This is a genomic window from Knoellia subterranea KCTC 19937 (genome assembly GCF_000768685.1).
GTDB classification, from domain to species: domain Bacteria; phylum Actinomycetota; class Actinomycetes; order Actinomycetales; family Dermatophilaceae; genus Knoellia; species Knoellia subterranea.
In genome coordinates, this window is record NZ_AVPK01000002.1 from 1 (window position 1) to 15,454 (window position 15,454).

12 protein-coding genes are annotated in these 15,454 nt (G+C 69.3%); all 12 read left to right on the forward strand.

Going from position 1 to position 15,454, the window contains the following annotated elements:
* Nucleotides 1-1,958 (forward strand): peptidoglycan D,D-transpeptidase FtsI family protein (locus tag N803_RS03485; RefSeq protein ID WP_342666672.1); only part of this gene is annotated, 1,958 nt, incomplete at its 5' end.
* 11 nt (nucleotides 1,959-1,969) lie between these two features.
* The gene (locus N803_RS03490) at nucleotides 1,970-3,526 is read left to right on the forward strand and encodes a UDP-N-acetylmuramoyl-L-alanyl-D-glutamate--2,6-diaminopimelate ligase (RefSeq protein WP_035902769.1); all 1,557 of its coding nucleotides are present in this window, start codon (nucleotides 1,970-1,972) and stop codon (nucleotides 3,524-3,526) included.
* Nucleotides 3,523-4,911, forward strand: coding sequence for a UDP-N-acetylmuramoyl-tripeptide--D-alanyl-D-alanine ligase (locus N803_RS03495; protein WP_035902770.1), 1,389 nt, complete (start codon nucleotides 3,523-3,525; stop codon nucleotides 4,909-4,911). Before N803_RS03490 ends, N803_RS03495 begins: the two co-directional genes overlap by 4 nt.
* Complete coding sequence (gene mraY / locus N803_RS03500) at nucleotides 4,908-5,990, forward strand: phospho-N-acetylmuramoyl-pentapeptide-transferase (RefSeq protein WP_035902771.1); 1,083 nt, start codon at nucleotides 4,908-4,910, stop codon at nucleotides 5,988-5,990. Before N803_RS03495 ends, mraY begins: the two co-directional genes overlap by 4 nt.
* Nucleotides 5,987-7,477, forward strand: coding sequence for a UDP-N-acetylmuramoyl-L-alanine--D-glutamate ligase (gene murD / locus N803_RS03505; protein WP_035902772.1), 1,491 nt, complete (start codon nucleotides 5,987-5,989; stop codon nucleotides 7,475-7,477). Before mraY ends, murD begins: the two co-directional genes overlap by 4 nt.
* A gap of 4 nt (nucleotides 7,478-7,481) precedes the next feature.
* A complete protein-coding gene (gene ftsW, locus N803_RS03510; protein WP_035902773.1) occupies nucleotides 7,482-8,774 on the forward strand; it encodes a putative lipid II flippase FtsW in 1,293 nt (430 codons plus the stop codon).
* On the forward strand, nucleotides 8,771-9,922 hold the full coding sequence (gene murG, locus N803_RS03515) for an undecaprenyldiphospho-muramoylpentapeptide beta-N-acetylglucosaminyltransferase (protein WP_084763977.1): 1,152 nt from the start codon (nucleotides 8,771-8,773) through the stop codon (nucleotides 9,920-9,922). The genes ftsW and murG overlap by 4 nt, the downstream gene beginning before the upstream one ends.
* A 98-nt stretch (nucleotides 9,923-10,020) precedes the next feature.
* The gene (gene murC, locus N803_RS03520; RefSeq protein ID WP_245617030.1) at nucleotides 10,021-11,373 is read left to right on the forward strand and encodes a UDP-N-acetylmuramate--L-alanine ligase; all 1,353 of its coding nucleotides are present in this window, start codon (nucleotides 10,021-10,023) and stop codon (nucleotides 11,371-11,373) included.
* On the forward strand, nucleotides 11,373-12,116 hold the full coding sequence (locus tag N803_RS03525) for a cell division protein FtsQ/DivIB (RefSeq protein WP_156969671.1): 744 nt from the start codon (nucleotides 11,373-11,375) through the stop codon (nucleotides 12,114-12,116). The genes murC and N803_RS03525 overlap by 1 nt, the downstream gene beginning before the upstream one ends.
* Nucleotides 12,117-12,441: 325 nt before the next feature.
* Nucleotides 12,442-13,749 carry a cell division protein FtsZ gene (ftsZ, locus tag N803_RS03530; protein ID WP_035902777.1) on the forward strand — a complete coding sequence of 436 codons (1,308 nt, stop codon included), beginning with the start codon at nucleotides 12,442-12,444 and terminating at the stop codon, nucleotides 13,747-13,749.
* A 204-nt stretch (nucleotides 13,750-13,953) separates the two neighbouring features.
* Nucleotides 13,954-14,712 carry a peptidoglycan editing factor PgeF gene (pgeF, locus tag N803_RS03535; RefSeq protein ID WP_084763980.1) on the forward strand — a complete coding sequence of 253 codons (759 nt, stop codon included), beginning with the start codon at nucleotides 13,954-13,956 and terminating at the stop codon, nucleotides 14,710-14,712.
* Nucleotides 14,709-15,407, forward strand: coding sequence for a YggS family pyridoxal phosphate-dependent enzyme (locus N803_RS03540; RefSeq protein ID WP_035902778.1), 699 nt, complete (start codon nucleotides 14,709-14,711; stop codon nucleotides 15,405-15,407). Before pgeF ends, N803_RS03540 begins: the two co-directional genes overlap by 4 nt.
* The last annotated feature ends 47 nt before the right edge of the window (nucleotides 15,408-15,454 follow it).

Here is a 15,454-nt window from a genome sequence, read left to right on the forward strand (position 1 = left end):
CCGCGGGCGCGACGGGTCAGCGTCAGGCATCCGGCCAGTCCGGATCCCGCCGCGCCGCAGCGACGCGGGCCACCGCGGCACGCCGTGGTGCGCCGCCTCGTCGGCCCGCCTCGCGGCGCCCGACCAAGACCCCCGGCAACCCGCGTCGACGGATGCGCGGCCTCACCGTCGCCACCCTCTTCGTCTTCAGCATCTTTGCTGCGCAGCTGATCCGCATCCAGGGCTTCGACTCGGCCGCGGTGGCGGCCCAGGCCCAGAAGGACCGGACGGAGAAGGTTCAGATCCCCGCACTGCGCGGCAAGATCACCTCCTCCGACGGTGTCGTGCTGGCCTCGAGCCGGGCTCGCGAGACGGTCGTGGTCGATCCGACCGCCGTGTGCACCTACAAGCAGAAGGACCGCAAGAAGTGCGATCCCGCCACGAGCGGGGTGGCGGTCGACCTCGCTGCCAAGGCCCTCTCGCCGCTGCTCGGTCGCAGCGTCGAGGACCTGCGGGCCAAGCTCGGCGGCAAGGGCCGCTACCAGGTGCTCGACCGCAAGGTCAGTCCGCTGACCTGGCGCAAGGTCGCCGAACTCGGCATCCCGGGCATCTACAAGGACTCGGCCGAGGCCGTGCCCGAGCGGGTCTACCCGCTGGGCACGAACTCCGCATCGCTCGTGGGCTTCGTCCTCAACAACGGCGAGGCCGGTGGCGGACTCGAGTCGATGATGGACAAGTCGCTCAAGGGCACGCCCGGATACTCCGTGTTCGAGCGCGCACCCGACGGGTCGAAGATTCCCGGCGGTCGTCAGGGCGGCGTCAAGGCCGAGGACGGCAACGACGTCACGCTGACGGTGAACTCCAACATCCAGTGGTACGCCCAGAACGCCATCGCCCAGCAGATGGCCAAGATGGGCGGGCAGTCCGGCACGGCCGTGGTCATGAACGCCAAGACGGGCAAGATCCTGGCCCTCGCGTCCTACCCGACCTTCGACCCCAACAACCTCAGCGCGGCGAAGGGCAGTCTGACCAACCACGCGCTCAGTGATGTCTTCGAGCCCGGGTCGACGGCCAAGGTCATGACCGTCGCCGCAGCCATCGAGGACAAGAAGGTCACGCCGGACACGCCGGTGATCGTCCCCAACCGCATGCAGCGCTACGACACGAGCTTCAAGGACAGTCACGATCACCCGACGCTCTATCTGACCGTCGCCGGATCGCTGGCCGAGTCGAGCAACATCGGCACCATCCTCATCGGCGAGACCCTGGAGTCGAAGCGACTCGAGGACTACTACCGCAAGTTCGGCCTCGGCTCGAAGTCGGGCATCGGCTTCCCCGGTGAGTCCGCTGGCCTCCTGACCGCCTCGGAGAAGTGGAGCGGGACCCAGCGAGCCACGGTCATGTTCGGTCAGGGTCTCTCCGTCACGGCCATCCAGGCGGCGTCGGTCTACCAGACCATCGCCAACGGGGGCATGCGGGTCACACCGAGCCTCGTCGAGGGCACCACCTCCGCCGACGGCACCTTCACCAAGGCGGCAGGGAAGCCGAGTGCCCGCGTCGTCTCACAGGACACCGCGTCCAAGCTCAACGCCATGCTTGAGGGCGTGGTCTCCAAGGAGGGCACCGCTCCCGAAGCCCAGATCCCCGGCTACCGCGTCGCTGGCAAGACGGGTACGGCCGACTACTACGACGCCAAGCTCGGCCGATACAGCGGCAAGACGGCCAGCTTCATCGGCTACGCGCCGGCAGACGACCCCGAGATCGTCGTCGCCGTCATCGTCCAGCGGCCCAACGCGAGCATCTACGGCGGAACGGTCGCGGCGCCGGTCTTCCACGACGTCATGACCTACGCGCTTCAGGAGCTCAAGGTCCCGCCGACGGGAACCACCAAGCCGACCGTGACCACGACGGTGTCCCCGGAGCAGGCGGCGACCGATCCGACGACACTGCGCGACAAGCCACGCGGCAGCGCCAAGTAGTCTGACTGGTCGTGTCCGCACCCCGACCCGCCTCCGTGACCAGCTCGAGCCTGCGTGACCTCGCCCGGCTCGTGGCCGCACCCGATGACTTCGCCGACGTCGCCGTGACGGGAGTGACGCTCGACTCTCGTTCCGTCCGACAGGGAGACCTGTATGCCGCCCTCCCGGGCGCCCGTGCCCACGGCGCCGACTTCGCGGCGCAGGTCGTGGACGCGGGTGCGGTCGCCATCCTGACCGATGCCGACGGCGCGCAGCGACTGACCTCTGCGGGTGTGGACCTTCCGACCCTCGTGGTCGGCTCGCCCCGCGCGGTGCTCGGCGACGTGGCTGCGCAGATCTACGGCACCACGGACCTGAGCCTGACGATGGTCGGCATCACGGGGACCAACGGCAAGACGACGACGGCCTATCTCGTCGCGAGCGCGCTCGACGTCCTCGGTCAGCGCACCGGACTCATCGGCACGGTCGAGACGAGGATCGGCGACGAGCGGATCAAGAGTGTCCGGACGACGCCCGAGTCGACCGACCTCCACGCGATCCTCGCGGTCATGGACGAGCGCGACACGGACACCTGCGTGATGGAGGTGTCGAGCCATGCCCTGAGTCAGCACCGGGTCGACGGGGTCGTCTACGACCTCGCGCTCTTCACGAACCTGTCCCAGGACCACCTCGACTTCCACGCCGACATGGAGGACTACTTCTCCGCCAAGGCGATGCTCTTCACGCCGGAGCGCGCCCACCGCGGCCTCGTCTGCGTCGACGACGTCTGGGGCCGTCGGCTGGTCGAGCAGTCGACCATTCCCCTCACGACGCTCACCACGCACGAGGACCAACAGGCCGACTGGAAGGTCGTCGTCGACACGACGGAGCCAGCTCGGTTCACGTTGCGCGGCAACGGGATCGAGCTCGACCTGCGGTCGGCCCTGCCCGGTGACTTCAACGTGGCCAACACGGCGATGGCGGCGGTGGCCCTGCTGCTCATCGGCGAGGACACGGACGCCGTGGGCGACGCCATCCTCACCGACCCGCACGTCCCCGGACGCATGGAACGCGTCAGCGCCAGCAAGCCGGCAGAGGGTGACGACCTGCTCGCCGTCGTCGACTACGCCCACACGCCCGATGCCGTGGAGGCCGCTCTCGCCGCCCTCCGTCCCACCACGCCAGGTCGCCTGGTCGTCGTGCTCGGTGCCGGCGGGGACCGCGACCGCGGCAAGCGTCACGGCATGGCACGCGCCGCGGCCGGACTCGCCGACGTCGTCGTCGTCACCGACGACAACCCGCGCAGTGAGGACCCCGCCCTCATCCGATCCGCGGTCGTCGAGGGCGCGCGGTCGATCGATACTGCGGCACTCGTCGTCGAGGTGGACGGGCGCCGCGAGGCCATTCGCGAGGCCGTTCGACTCGCCCGCGAAGGTGGCCCCGGATCCGCCATCGCCGTCGTCGGAAAGGGTCATGAGACCGGCCAGGACATCGGTGGCGTCGTGCACCACTTCGATGACCGCGAGGAGCTTCAGGCAGCGCTGGATGCGCCCGAGGTGGCTCGCCCGGAGACGGGACCCTTGTCGTGATTGCCCTGTCGCTCGAGGAGATCGTGACGATCACGGGTGGCCAGCCACACGGCATACCGGCTTCGGGAAGCCCCATCGTGACCGGCGCGGTCGTCACGGACTCGCGCGAAGCGGAGCCGGGAAGCCTCTACATCGCACGCATCGGTGAGTCCATGGACGGCCACCTGTTCGTGGCCGGCGCACGCGACAACGGCGCCGTTGCCGCGCTGACGAGTCGGCCCGTCGAGGAACTGCCCTGCGTCGTGGTCGAGGACGTCCAGGCCGCGTTCGTCGCGATCTCGCGCGCGGTGCTCGATCGGGCCACCGACCTCACGGTCATCGGCATCACGGGCTCGTCGGGCAAGACGAGCACCAAGGACCTGCTCGGCACCGTCCTCGGCGCGGCGGAACCCACGATCGCGCCGGTCGGCTCCTACAACTCCGAGGTGGGCGTCCCGCTGACCGTCACGCGGGTCACCGACGAGACGCGTTTCCTCGTGGTGGAGATGGGTGCGCGAGGGATCGGACACATCGAGTACCTCACGCACATCGCGCCTCCGCGCATCGGCGTCGTCCTCAACGTCGGAACGGCCCACGTCGGCGAATTCGGTTCTCGCGAGGCCATTGCGCGCGCCAAGGGCGAACTCGTCGAGGCGCTGCCCGACGACGGCATCGCCGTTCTCAACGCCGACGACCCGGTCGTCGCGGCCATGGCCGGGCGGACGTCGGCGAGGGTCGTCCTCGTGGGTGAGGGTGCTGACGCGCAGGTTCGGGCCGAGGACGTCGTCGTCGCTGCTGACGGCCGCGCGACCTTCCGCGCCGTCACCCCCCAGGGGGAGGCCACGATCGCCCTGACCCTCGTCGGCAGGCACCATGTCGGCAATGCCCTGGCCGTCCTCGCCGTGGCCCTCGAGTGCGGCATCGCCCTCGACACGGCCGCAGCGTCGATCGCCGGCGCCGGTGTCGTGAGCCGCTGGCGCATGGAGGTCACCGAGCGCCCCGACGGCGTGACCGTCGTCAACGATGCCTACAACGCCAACCCCGACTCGATGAAGGCCGCCCTGACGGCGTTGCAGTCCATGGGGGAGGGGCGTCGCACCTGGGCCGTTCTCGGATCGATGCTCGAACTCGGCGACGAGTCCGACGAGGACCACCGCGAGGTCGGACTCGAGGCGCAGCGGCGCGGGATCGACGAGCTCGTCGTCGTCGGTGAGACGGCCCGTCCGATGGCGGCCCTGCCGGTCGCCGTGGGCACCCGGATCCGGTGGGTGGCCGACGCCGAGGAGGCCGAATCCCTGCTCCGCGCAGAAGTCGCCGCGCCCGACGTCGTGTTGTTCAAGTCGAGCCGTGATGCGGGTCTACGGTGGCTCGGAGACAGCTTCATCGACCAGGAGGACCCTCAGTGAAGGCCGTGCTCGTCGCCGCGGTGGTCAGCCTTCTCGTCGCGCTGTTCGGCACCCCGATGTTCATCAAGGTCCTCGTCAAACGCGGCTACGGCCAGTTCATCCGCGACGACGGTCCGACCTCGCACCACACCAAGCGCGGCACCCCGACGATGGGTGGCGCAGTCATCGTCGGTGCGACCCTGTCGGCCTATGCCATGGCGCACCTCGTCTTCTGGTCCGCGCCGAGCTGGAGCGGCGTCCTCGTCCTCTTCCTCATGGCGGGGCTGGGCCTCGTCGGGTTCCTCGACGACTACATCAAGATCAGCAAGCAGCGCAGCCTCGGCCTCCGGTCCAAGGAGAAGCTCTTCGGGCAGACGCTCGTGGCAACGATCTTCGCGATCCTGGCCCTCCGCTTCCCCAACGACTCCGGACGCACTCCGGCCTCGACGAAGGTCTCCTTCGTGCGGGACACGAACGTCGACCTCGCCTTCGCGGGGACGATCGTCGGTGTCCTGCTCTTCATCCTCTTCGCCAACCTCATCATCGCGGGCACGAGCAACGGGGTGAATCTCACCGACGGCCTCGACGGGCTGGCCACGGGCGCGTCGGTGATGACCTTCGCGGCCTACGTCCTCATCGGCATCTGGCAGTTCAACCAGAACTGCCAGACCAACCCCGGCGTCAAGTGCTACGAGGTGCGTGACCCCCTCGACATTGCGATCGTCGCGGCCGCGGCCATGGGTGCCTGCTTCGGCTTCCTCTGGTGGAACGGCTCGCCGGCCAAGATCTTCATGGGTGACACGGGTTCCCTGGCCCTCGGCGGTCTGCTCGCGGGCCTGGCCATCGTGACGCGCACCGAGTTCCTCGTCGTCATCCTCGGCGGCCTGTTCGTCACGATCACCCTGTCCGTCATCATCCAGGTGGCGTCCTTCAAGTCGACCGGCAAACGCGTCTTTCGGATGGCCCCCCTGCAGCACCACTTCGAGCTCCTCGGGTGGCAGGAGGTCACGATCGTCATCCGCTTCTGGATCATCGCCGGCCTCTTCGTGGCCCTGGGTCTCGGACTTTTCTATGCCGAATGGGTCGTGGGTGCGGCATGACGTCGAACCTCCATGACCGTCTGGCGGGGCTGACCCACCGCGAGGCCGACTGGGCCGGGCTGCGCGTCCTCGTCGCCGGACTCGGCGTCAGCGGGTTCGCCGCAGCGGATGCGTTGTTGGAGAGGGGCGCTCACGTCGTCGTCGTCGACGGCTCGTCCGCGGATTCCACCCCGGAGATGGCCGAGAGGGCTCGGATCCTCGAGATCCTCGACGCCGAGTTGCGCTTCGGTCCCGACCACGTCTCGCGTATGCCGTCCGAGCAGGTCGACCTCGTCGTCACCTCCCCGGGATGGCCGCCAACCCAACCGCTCCTCGCCGCGGCAGCCGAGGCCGGCGTGGCGATCTGGGGCGAGGTCGAACTCGCCTGGCGCATGCGCCCGCTCGAGGGTGCCGCTCCGTGGCTCACGGTGACGGGCACGAACGGCAAGACGACGACGGTCCAGATGCTCACCTCGATCCTGCGCGCAGCGGGGGAGAGGGCGATCAGCGCCGGCAACGTCGGGACGCCGATCCTCGAGGCGATCATGGATCCCGAGCCGTTCGACGCCATCGCCGTCGAGCTCTCGAGCTTCCAGCTCCACTGGTCGGACTCGATCCGACCGCAGGCGTCCGCGTGCCTCAACATCGCTCCCGACCACGTCGACTGGCACGGCTCCTACGAGGAGTACGCCAAGGCCAAGGGCAAGGTCTACGAGGGCACCGAGATCGCGTGCATCTACAACGTCGACGACCCGCAGACCGAGCGACTCGTCGAGGACGCGGACGTGCAGGAAGGATGCCGAGCAGTCGGCTTCACCCTCGGTACGCCCGCGCCGTCGATGCTCGGCGTCGTCGGGGACGTCCTCGCCGACCGGGCCTTCGTCGAGCAGCGACGCCACGCCGCCGCGGAGCTCGCCACTCTGGATGACCTGCGCGGCGACGCGGCCGACGTTGCCCCCCACCTCGTGGCCAATGCCCTCGCCGCCGCCGCGCTCGCCCGCGCCCACGGAGTCGACGCCGGCGCCGTCCGGGCCGGGCTCAGGGACTTCCGCCCCGAACCCCACCGCATCGCGCACGTCGCGACGATCGACGACGTGAGGTGGGTGGACGACTCCAAAGCGACCAACCCGCACGCAGCGGCAGCGTCGCTCACGGCATACGAGAAGGTCGTCTGGATCGCCGGCGGGCTCCTCAAGGGCGCCGACGTGGATGACCTCGTCCGCTCCGCCGCGCCGCACCTGCGCGCGGTCGTCCTCATGGGTCGGGATCGCGCCGCGATCGCGACGGCACTTGCCCGACACGCGCCCGATGTCCCCGTCGTGGACGTGGCCGACACGGACACTGGTGCCATGGACCGCATCGTGACCGAAGCCGCGCAGCTCGCCCTGGCGGGCGATGTCGTGCTGCTCGCACCGGCGGCCGCGTCCATGGACATGTTCGTGAACTACGGCGCACGCGGCGACGCCTTCGCCGAGGCGGTGCTCCGCCGCGCGCCATCGGGGGAGTGAGTTCGTGAGCAGCACCACTGGACCGATCAAGGGGTCCTTCAAGGCGCCGTCACGGTCCCAGGGCGCGTCCGGCCGTGATCGAGCGCTCGGCTTCGTCCCGGCGTGGCTCGAGCGGCTCGACCGACCGGTCACGACCTACTACGTCCTCATCGGTGTCACGACGGTGCTCGTCGCCTTCGGCCTGATCATGGTGCTCTCGGCCTCGACGGTCACGTCGCTCAACGAGACCAACTCCGGTTCGGCCTACGCGATCTTCATCAGTCAGGCCGTGTTCGCCGCCGTCGGTGGCGTCGCGCTGCTGATCGCCTCGAGGCTGTCGGTGTCGACCTGGAAGAAGCTCGCGCTGCCGGTGCTCCTCATCGGCCTGATCCTCCAGGTGCTCGTCTTCACCCCGCTCGGCATGGGCGCCAAGGGCAATCGCAACTGGCTCGACCTCAAGGTGCTCTCGATGCAGCCCTCCGAGCTGCTCAAGGTCGGCCTGGCCCTGAGCGGAGGGCTCGTGCTCAATGCCAAGCGCAAGCAACTCGGCAACCTGAGCCACGCGATCGTGCCCTACCTCTTCCCGATGGCGATGTTGGCGCTCGGTCTCGTCCTCATGGGCCACGACCTCGGGACGGTCCTCGTCATGGCCGCCATCGTGGGTGGAGTGCTCTACACCGCCGGGGTGCCGGGTCGCTGGTTCGCCCTCAGCGCAGCGGGTTTCGCGGCGATCGCCGTGACTTTCGTCGTGACCAGTCCCAACCGTCTCGGGCGCTTCGACGTGTGGCTCGGCCGCGACACGGACCAGTTCGGCCCGGCGCGGCAGACGATCCACGGTCGCTACGCACTGGCCGACGGTGGGTGGACCGGGCTGGGGCTGGGGCAGTCCCGCGAGAAGTGGGAGTGGCTGTCGGAGCCGCACAACGACTTCATCTTCGCGATCATCGGCGAGGAGCTGGGCCTGCCCGGCACGATCATGGTGCTGGCTCTCTTCGTGGTCCTGGCCCTGGCCTGTTATCGCCTCGTCATGCGGACCAACGACTTCTTCGTCCGCGTCGCGACCGCGGGCATCATGAGCTGGATCATCGTCCAGGCCATGATCAACATCGGGGCCGTCATCGGCCTCCTGCCGGTCATCGGCGTCCCCTTGCCCTTCGTCTCCTCAGGTGGATCCTCCCTCGTGACAACGATGCTCGCGCTCGGCATCCTGCTCTCCTTCGCCCGGGCAGAACCCGGCTGCGCCAAGGCGCTGGCCGCCCGCCCGTCCCTCGTCAAGCGGTCATTCGCGGTCCTTCCGAAGCGGCGGTCGCGCGCATGACGGCGCCGGCGTCCGAGGGTTCGGCGCAGGAGAGGTCGGCTCAGCAGGGTTCGGCGCACGTGGGTTCGGTCCTCCTCGCCGGAGGTGGCACCGCTGGCCACGTGTCGCCCCTGCTCGCGCTTGCCGACTGCCTGCGCCGGCGTGAACCCGACGTGCGCATCACCGCTCTCGGCACGTCCGAGGGCCTCGAGGCGCGACTCGTCCCGGCCCGCGGCTACGACCTCGAGGTCGTTCCCAAGGTCCCAATGCCCCGCAGGCCCTCGCCGGCGCTGCTTCGACTGCCGGGGTCGCTCCGGCGTGCCGTGCAGGCGGCGGACGATGCCATCACCTCCTCCGGCGCCCGGGTCGTCGTCGGCTTCGGCGGCTATGTCGCGACGCCTGCCTACCTCGCGGCCCGGCGACGCGGCATACCCGTCGTCGTGCACGAGCAGAACGCACGTCCGGGTTTGGCCAACAAGGTCGGAGCCCGTTTCGCGCGCCATGTCGCGGTCACCTTCCCCGACACACCCCTTCGTGGCGCCACGGTGACGGGTATGCCGTTGCGACGGGAGATCTCGCTCCTCGACCGCACCGCACGACGTGGCGAGGCACTGGCCGCGTTCGGGCTCGACCCGCAGTGGCCCACCGTCCTCGTCACGGGCGGATCCCTGGGTGCGCAGCGGATCAATGAAGCCTTCCGCGGGGCCGTTGCGTCGTTGCGGTCCGCCGGGGTCCAGGTGCTGCACGTGACGGGTGCGGGCAAGGACTTCGAGGTCGACGAGACCGGTTCCGGCGCGCCCTACGTCGTCGTGCCCTATGCCGACCGCATGGAACTCGCCTATGCCGCAGCCGATCTCGTCGTGGCGCGATCCGGCGCCAACACCGTCTGTGAGCTGACCGCCGTCGGGCTCCCCGCCGTCTATGTCCCGTTGCCGATCGGCAACGGCGAACAGCGACTCAACGCCCGAACGGTCGTGGCGGCCGGAGGCGGACTGCTCGTCGAGGACGCCGACCTGACCACCACGTGGGTCGAGGAGTCGCTCGTGCCTCTGCTCCGCAACGCGTCCGGCCTGGCCGACATGGCTGCGGCTGCGGCGTCGGTGGGGGAGCGGGACGGCGACGAGCTGCTTGCCGATCTGGTGTCGGACGCTGCCTCCAGAGGGGCGTGACCGTGGACGGCACCAACCCCCGGTTCGACTTCACCCAGGAGGTCCCCGGGCTGGAGACGCTGGGCCGCGTCCACTTCATCGCCATCGGTGGATCGGGCATGTCGGCCGTCGCGCGCATCATGCTGGCGCGGGGCGTCCGGGTGAGCGGTTCCGACGCCCGTGACAGCGCGACTCTCGAGATCCTGCGGGGTCTCGGGGCGCAGGTCTTCGTGGGCCACGATGCGTCCCACGTGGCCGATGTCGACACCGTGGTCATCTCGTCCGCGATACCCGAGTCCAATGTCGAGCTCGCCGCTGCTCGGGCGGCGAATCTCGTTGTCCTGCACCGCTCCCAGGGCCTCGCGGCGACGATGCTGGATTCCCGTCCCGCCGCTGTTGCTGGTGCCAACGGCAAGACGACGACGACCTCCATGCTCACGGTCGCGCTGCAGGCCGCAGGCCTCGATCCGTCCTTCGCGTCCGGGGGAGAGCTGACCGGTCAGGGCACCAACGCCTCGTGGACCGGCGAGGACGTTTTCGTCGTCGAGGCCGACGAGAGCGACGGATCGTTCCTCGTCTACGGGCCCGAGGTCGCCGTGGTGACCAACGTGCAGCCCGACCACCTCGACTTCTATAGCACCTTCGCGAACGTCGAAGCCGCGTATGCCGCGTTCGCCGGGACCGTGCGTCCCGGCGGCTTGCTCGTCGCGTGCTTCGACGACGCGGGTTCGCGTCGACTGGCCGAGCGTGCCGCGGCGTCGGGCACCCGCGTGGTGACCTACGGCTTCGAGGCCGGCGCCGACCTGCAGCTGTCGGAGCACCACGCCGATGCGGGTATCGGCACGTCCACCGTCCTCGACCTGCCCGGTGGCGGCCGCTCGACGCTGCGGCTGTCCACACCGGGGTCGCACAACGCCCTCAACGCCGCCGCTGCCTATCTGGCCGCCACGGAAGGTTTCGCGGCCGATCCCGAGCTGGTCCTCGAGGGGTTGGCCGGCTTCGGTGGGGCCAGGCGCCGCTTCGAGGTGCGCGGCGAGGTCGGCGGGGTCATGGTCGTCGACGACTACGCCCACAACGCCGGCAAGGTCACGGCGGTCGTCCGGACCGCGGCCGAGATTGCCGCACGTCGGGGCGGGCGGCTGCACGTCGCCTTCCAGCCACACCTCTATTCGCGGACCCGCGACTTCGCCGAGGGGTTCGCCGCCGGGCTCGCGCCCGCGGCCACGGTCGTTCTGCTCGACGTCTATGGCGCCCGCGAGGCGCCCATGGAAGGTGTGAGCAGCGAGCTGATCGCGGCTCCGCTGCGTTCGGCTGATGGCACGAGACAGGTGTCGGTCGGCGGGACGTTCGCGACGGTGGCTGCCGATCTCGCCGCAGTGGCCCGTTCCGGAGACCTCGTCGTCACGATCGGCGCGGGCGACGTCACGGAGCTTGCGGCTGTGGTCCTGCAGGCACTGGAGGCATCGTCGTGATGGGGGTCAAGGTCAGCCACGCCGAGTTCGCCTCGGCCGATCCGCGGTTCCGCGAACGCGCGCTGAAGCAGCGCCGACGTCCGTGGCGCCGGCTCCTGTGGTCGGTCGTCGTGATCGCACTCCTCGCAGGTCTCGTCTGGGTGGTGTTCTGGAGTCCCGTCCTCGCCGTTCGGACGATCTCCGTGACGGGCGTGTCGGGGCCGGACAAGGTGGCCGTGGAGGGCCTCGTCCGGGTTCCCAAGGGCATGCCTCTGGCTCGAGTGGACGTCGAGGGTGTCGAGGAGCGGGTGCGAACTCGCCGGATGATCGCCGAGGTGTCGGTCGAGCGCGGCTGGCCCGGAACCTTGCGCGTGCGGACCGTCCCGCGACAGCCTGCGCTGGTCCTCAAGAACCCTCAGGGTCAACTGGAGGTCGTGGACGCAACGGGGCTTTCGTACGGCACCGTGACGGCGCCGCCCGCCGGAGTCCCGGTGGTGACCGCCGCGTCGTCCAAGGGCACGTCGAAGGAAGCGCTGGGTGCTGCCCTGTCGGTCGTGCACGCCCTCCCAGAGGATCTGGCCGAACAGGTGACGGCGATCGAGGTCAGCACCGCCAACCTCGTGTCGTTCCAGTTGGCCGGGATCGACGTGGTCTGGGGTGGTGCGGACGAGGCGGATCGCAAGGTCGAGATCCTGCGCGCCCTCCTGGCGACCAAGCCGAAGGTCATCGACGTGAGCGCCCCGGACACGCCGGTGACCCGCTGACGTCGTGAGGGACGGCTGTTGTTGGTACTGCGGCCCGGTGCCCGTGGGGGTGGTGTGACTCCTGTGACGTGCGTGGGGAAGAATCCTGCGGACCGAGCCGCGACACGCCCACCTGCTCGTTGCATGAGGCCACGCCGACGCCTAGCGTCATGTCAACGGTTCGTGACCAAACTGTGACCCTTGACTTGAGGTCGAGACTCTTGTCGGGTTCACTCGTGTTTCGCACCACCGCAGTTCGCACAGACGCTCGCGCAGTTTTGCTTGAACCACCGGCTCCACTGCATCACCAGCTTGAACACCAGCAATCTCAGGAGAGGCCCTCACCGTGGCAACACCACAGAACTACTTGGCCGTCATCAAGGTCGTCGGCATCGGTGGAGGTGGTGTCAACGCCATCAACCGGATGATCGAGGTCGGGCTCAAGGGCGTCGAGTTCATCGCGATCAACACCGACGCGCAGGCACTCCTCATGAGTGACGCCGATGTCAAGCTCGACGTCGGTCGCGAGCTGACGCGTGGTCTCGGTGCGGGCGCCGACCCCGAGGTGGGCAAGAAGGCAGCCGAGGACCACGCCGAAGAGATCGAGGAGGTCCTCAAGGGGGCCGACATGGTCTTCGTCACCGCGGGTGAGGGCGGTGGCACCGGCACGGGCGGTGCGCCGGTTGTCGCACGGATCGCCAAGGGTCTCGGAGCCCTGACGATCGGTGTCGTGACCCGTCCCTTCACCTTCGAAGGACGTCGTCGCGCCAACCAGGCCGAGTCGGGCATCGCCGGTCTGCGCGAAGAGGTCGACACTCTCATCGTCATCCCCAACGACCGCCTCCTCTCGATCAGCGACCGCGCCGTCTCGATGCTGGACGCCTTCCGCAGCGCCGACCAGGTGCTCCTCTCGGGTGTCCAGGGCATCACCGACCTCATCACCACCCCCGGCCTGATCAACCTCGACTTCGCCGACGTCAAGTCCGTCATGCAGGGCGCCGGGTCGGCGCTCATGGGCATCGGCTCGGCCCGCGGCGAGGACCGCGCGGTGCAGGCCGCCGAGCTCGCCATCTCGAGCCCCCTGCTCGAGGCGAGCATCGACGGCGCCCACGGCGTGCTCCTCTCCATCCAGGGCGGCAGCGACCTCGGTCTCTTCGAGATCAACGAGGCTGCTCGTCTCGTTCAGGAGGCCGCGCACCCCGAGGCCAACATCATCTTCGGTGCGGTCATCGACGACGCCCTCGGCGACGAGGTGCGAGTCACCGTCATTGCGGCCGGGTTCGACGGTGGCACCCCGGCCAAGCGTCCTGACGAGCGCGGTATCGGCAGCATCCAGGGTCCGAGCAAGGCGCAGCAGGCTGCAGCGAGCCAGTCGTCCGCCACGTCGGCAGCGCCGACCGCTCCGGCTCAGGCGGCTCCGCAGCGTCCGGCAGGTGCGGGCGAGGCCCAGCGGCCCGCGGCTCAGCCGGCCACGCCCGCGGCAGCTCCGGCGCCGGCTCAGACGCCGGCACCGGCTCAGGCACCTGCTCCGGCGAGTGAGCCCGCGCAGCAGGCAGCTCCCGCTCCGCGTGTCGAGGAGCAGCGTCCCACTCCTCCCCGCACCGTCACGTTCGATGACGGGGACGACCTGGATGTGCCCGACTTCCTGAAGTGAGGTCGCGGCCGGTCGCAGGACGGCCGGTCGTCCTGAACAGAAATACGCCAAGCGCGCTCAGTCGCTCCTTCGTCGCGAACGCACGCTTGGCGTATTTCTGTCCCGAACGTGTTGTTTCTGTTCCGCACGTGTTGCCCGGATTCGCGCCAGCGCAGGCTTGCTTGCCTCGTTCGGCTCCCGGGCCCACGCAAGGGTGGGGTGGGGATGGGTGTGCGGGTCTGGCGCGTCTACGGTGGTGTCGTGTTCTTCTGGCGCGATGACAAGGACGGCGTTGCCCGGGCCTTCACGGACCGTTCGGGTGGCGTGAGTGAGGCCCCCTACTCGGGGCTGAACCTCGGTGGGCATGTCGGGGACAGCCCAGAAGCGGTGCGGGAGAACCGAATTCGCGTCGCATCCGAGTTCGGTGTGGGGCTGGAACGGCTGGTCTTCATGGATCAGTGCCATGGATCGGACGTGGCGGTGGTGTCGGAGAAGCCCGACGGGCCGCTCGCCGTGGACGGGGTCGTGACAGCGGAGCCCGGCCTCGCCCTCGCTGTGCTCGTGGCTGACTGCACGCCCGTCCTGCTCGCGGATCCGGTCGCTGGTGTGGTGGGCGCCGTGCATGCCGGCCGTCCAGGCATGACGAAAGGTGTTGTGCCACAGGCGATCTCGGCCATGCGTGACCTTGGTGCCCGCGACATCAGCGCGGTCGTGGGGCCGAGTGTGTGTGGTCGGTGCTACGAGGTGCCGCTGGACATGAGGGAAGAGGCGGCGGCGGTGAGCCCCGAGTCGCGAGCCGTCACGTGGACCGGCACACCGGCGATCGATGTCGCCGCCGGGGTCGTGGCGCAGTTGACCGCGGCGGGTGTCGAGAACCTCACCTGGGTGCCCGGATGTGCCCGCGAGGAGGCCTCTCTGTATTCCTATCGCCGGGACGGGACCACCGGCCGCTTCGCCGGAGTCGTCGTGCGCGGTGCGGCATGAGCGCGCGCCGTGACGAACTTGCAGGGAATCTCGCGCGCGTCCGGCACCGGATCGAGGAGGCAGCGACCGCTGCGAACCGCGATCCGGCCAGCATCGACCTGATCGTCGTGACGAAGTACTTCCCGGCGAGCGATGCCGATCTGCTCGCCGACCTCGGCGTCACCCAGATCGGGGAGAACAAGGACCAAGAGGCCGGAGCCAAGGTCGACGAGCTGACGCGGCGCGACAGCCTCACCGTTCACTTCATCGGACAGCTCCAGTCGAACAAGGCGAACCATGTCGCCCGCTATGCCGACGTCGTGCAGTCGATCGACCGGCCCAAGATCGTCCGCGCACTCGATGCCGCCGCGCAAACCCACGACCGCACTCTGGACGTCCTCGTCCAGGTCTCCCTCGACGAGCGAACCGGCCGCGGGGGAGTCGCGCCGGACGAGGCGAACGCACTGGCCGACCTCGTCGGCGAGACGCACTGTTTGAACCTCCGCGGGGTCATGGCCGTCGCCCCTCTGGACGGTGACCCACAGCGGGCGTTCGCGCGACTACGAACGGTGGCGGACGGCATACGGGCAGGTCATCCGGAGGCCACGTGGATCTCGGCCGGGATGAGTGGGGACCTCGAAGCGGCCGTCGCGGAGGGTGCGACACACCTGCGTGTCGGGAGCGCAATACTCGGTTCTCGCCCGTCACTTGGGTAACTTCTTGAACGAACACACGGCCACACCGGTCGCCGATTCGTACTAGG

What these genes read in the sequence shown, in the direction of transcription:
- N803_RS03525 (WP_156969671.1), top strand. Translation starts at nt 11,373, where the DNA reads ATGGGGGTCAAGGTCAGCCACGCCGAGTTCGCCTCGGCCGATCCGCGG.
- pgeF (WP_084763980.1), top strand. Translation starts at nt 13,954, where the DNA reads ATGGGTGTGCGGGTCTGGCGCGTCTACGGTGGTGTCGTGTTCTTCTGG.
- murG (WP_084763977.1), top strand. Translation starts at nt 8,771, where the DNA reads ATGACGGCGCCGGCGTCCGAGGGTTCGGCGCAGGAGAGGTCGGCTCAG.
- murD (WP_035902772.1), top strand. Translation starts at nt 5,987, where the DNA reads ATGACGTCGAACCTCCATGACCGTCTGGCGGGGCTGACCCACCGCGAG.
- N803_RS03540 (WP_035902778.1), top strand. Translation starts at nt 14,709, where the DNA reads ATGAGCGCGCGCCGTGACGAACTTGCAGGGAATCTCGCGCGCGTCCGG.
- murC (WP_245617030.1), top strand. Translation starts at nt 10,021, where the DNA reads ATGTCGGCCGTCGCGCGCATCATGCTGGCGCGGGGCGTCCGGGTGAGC.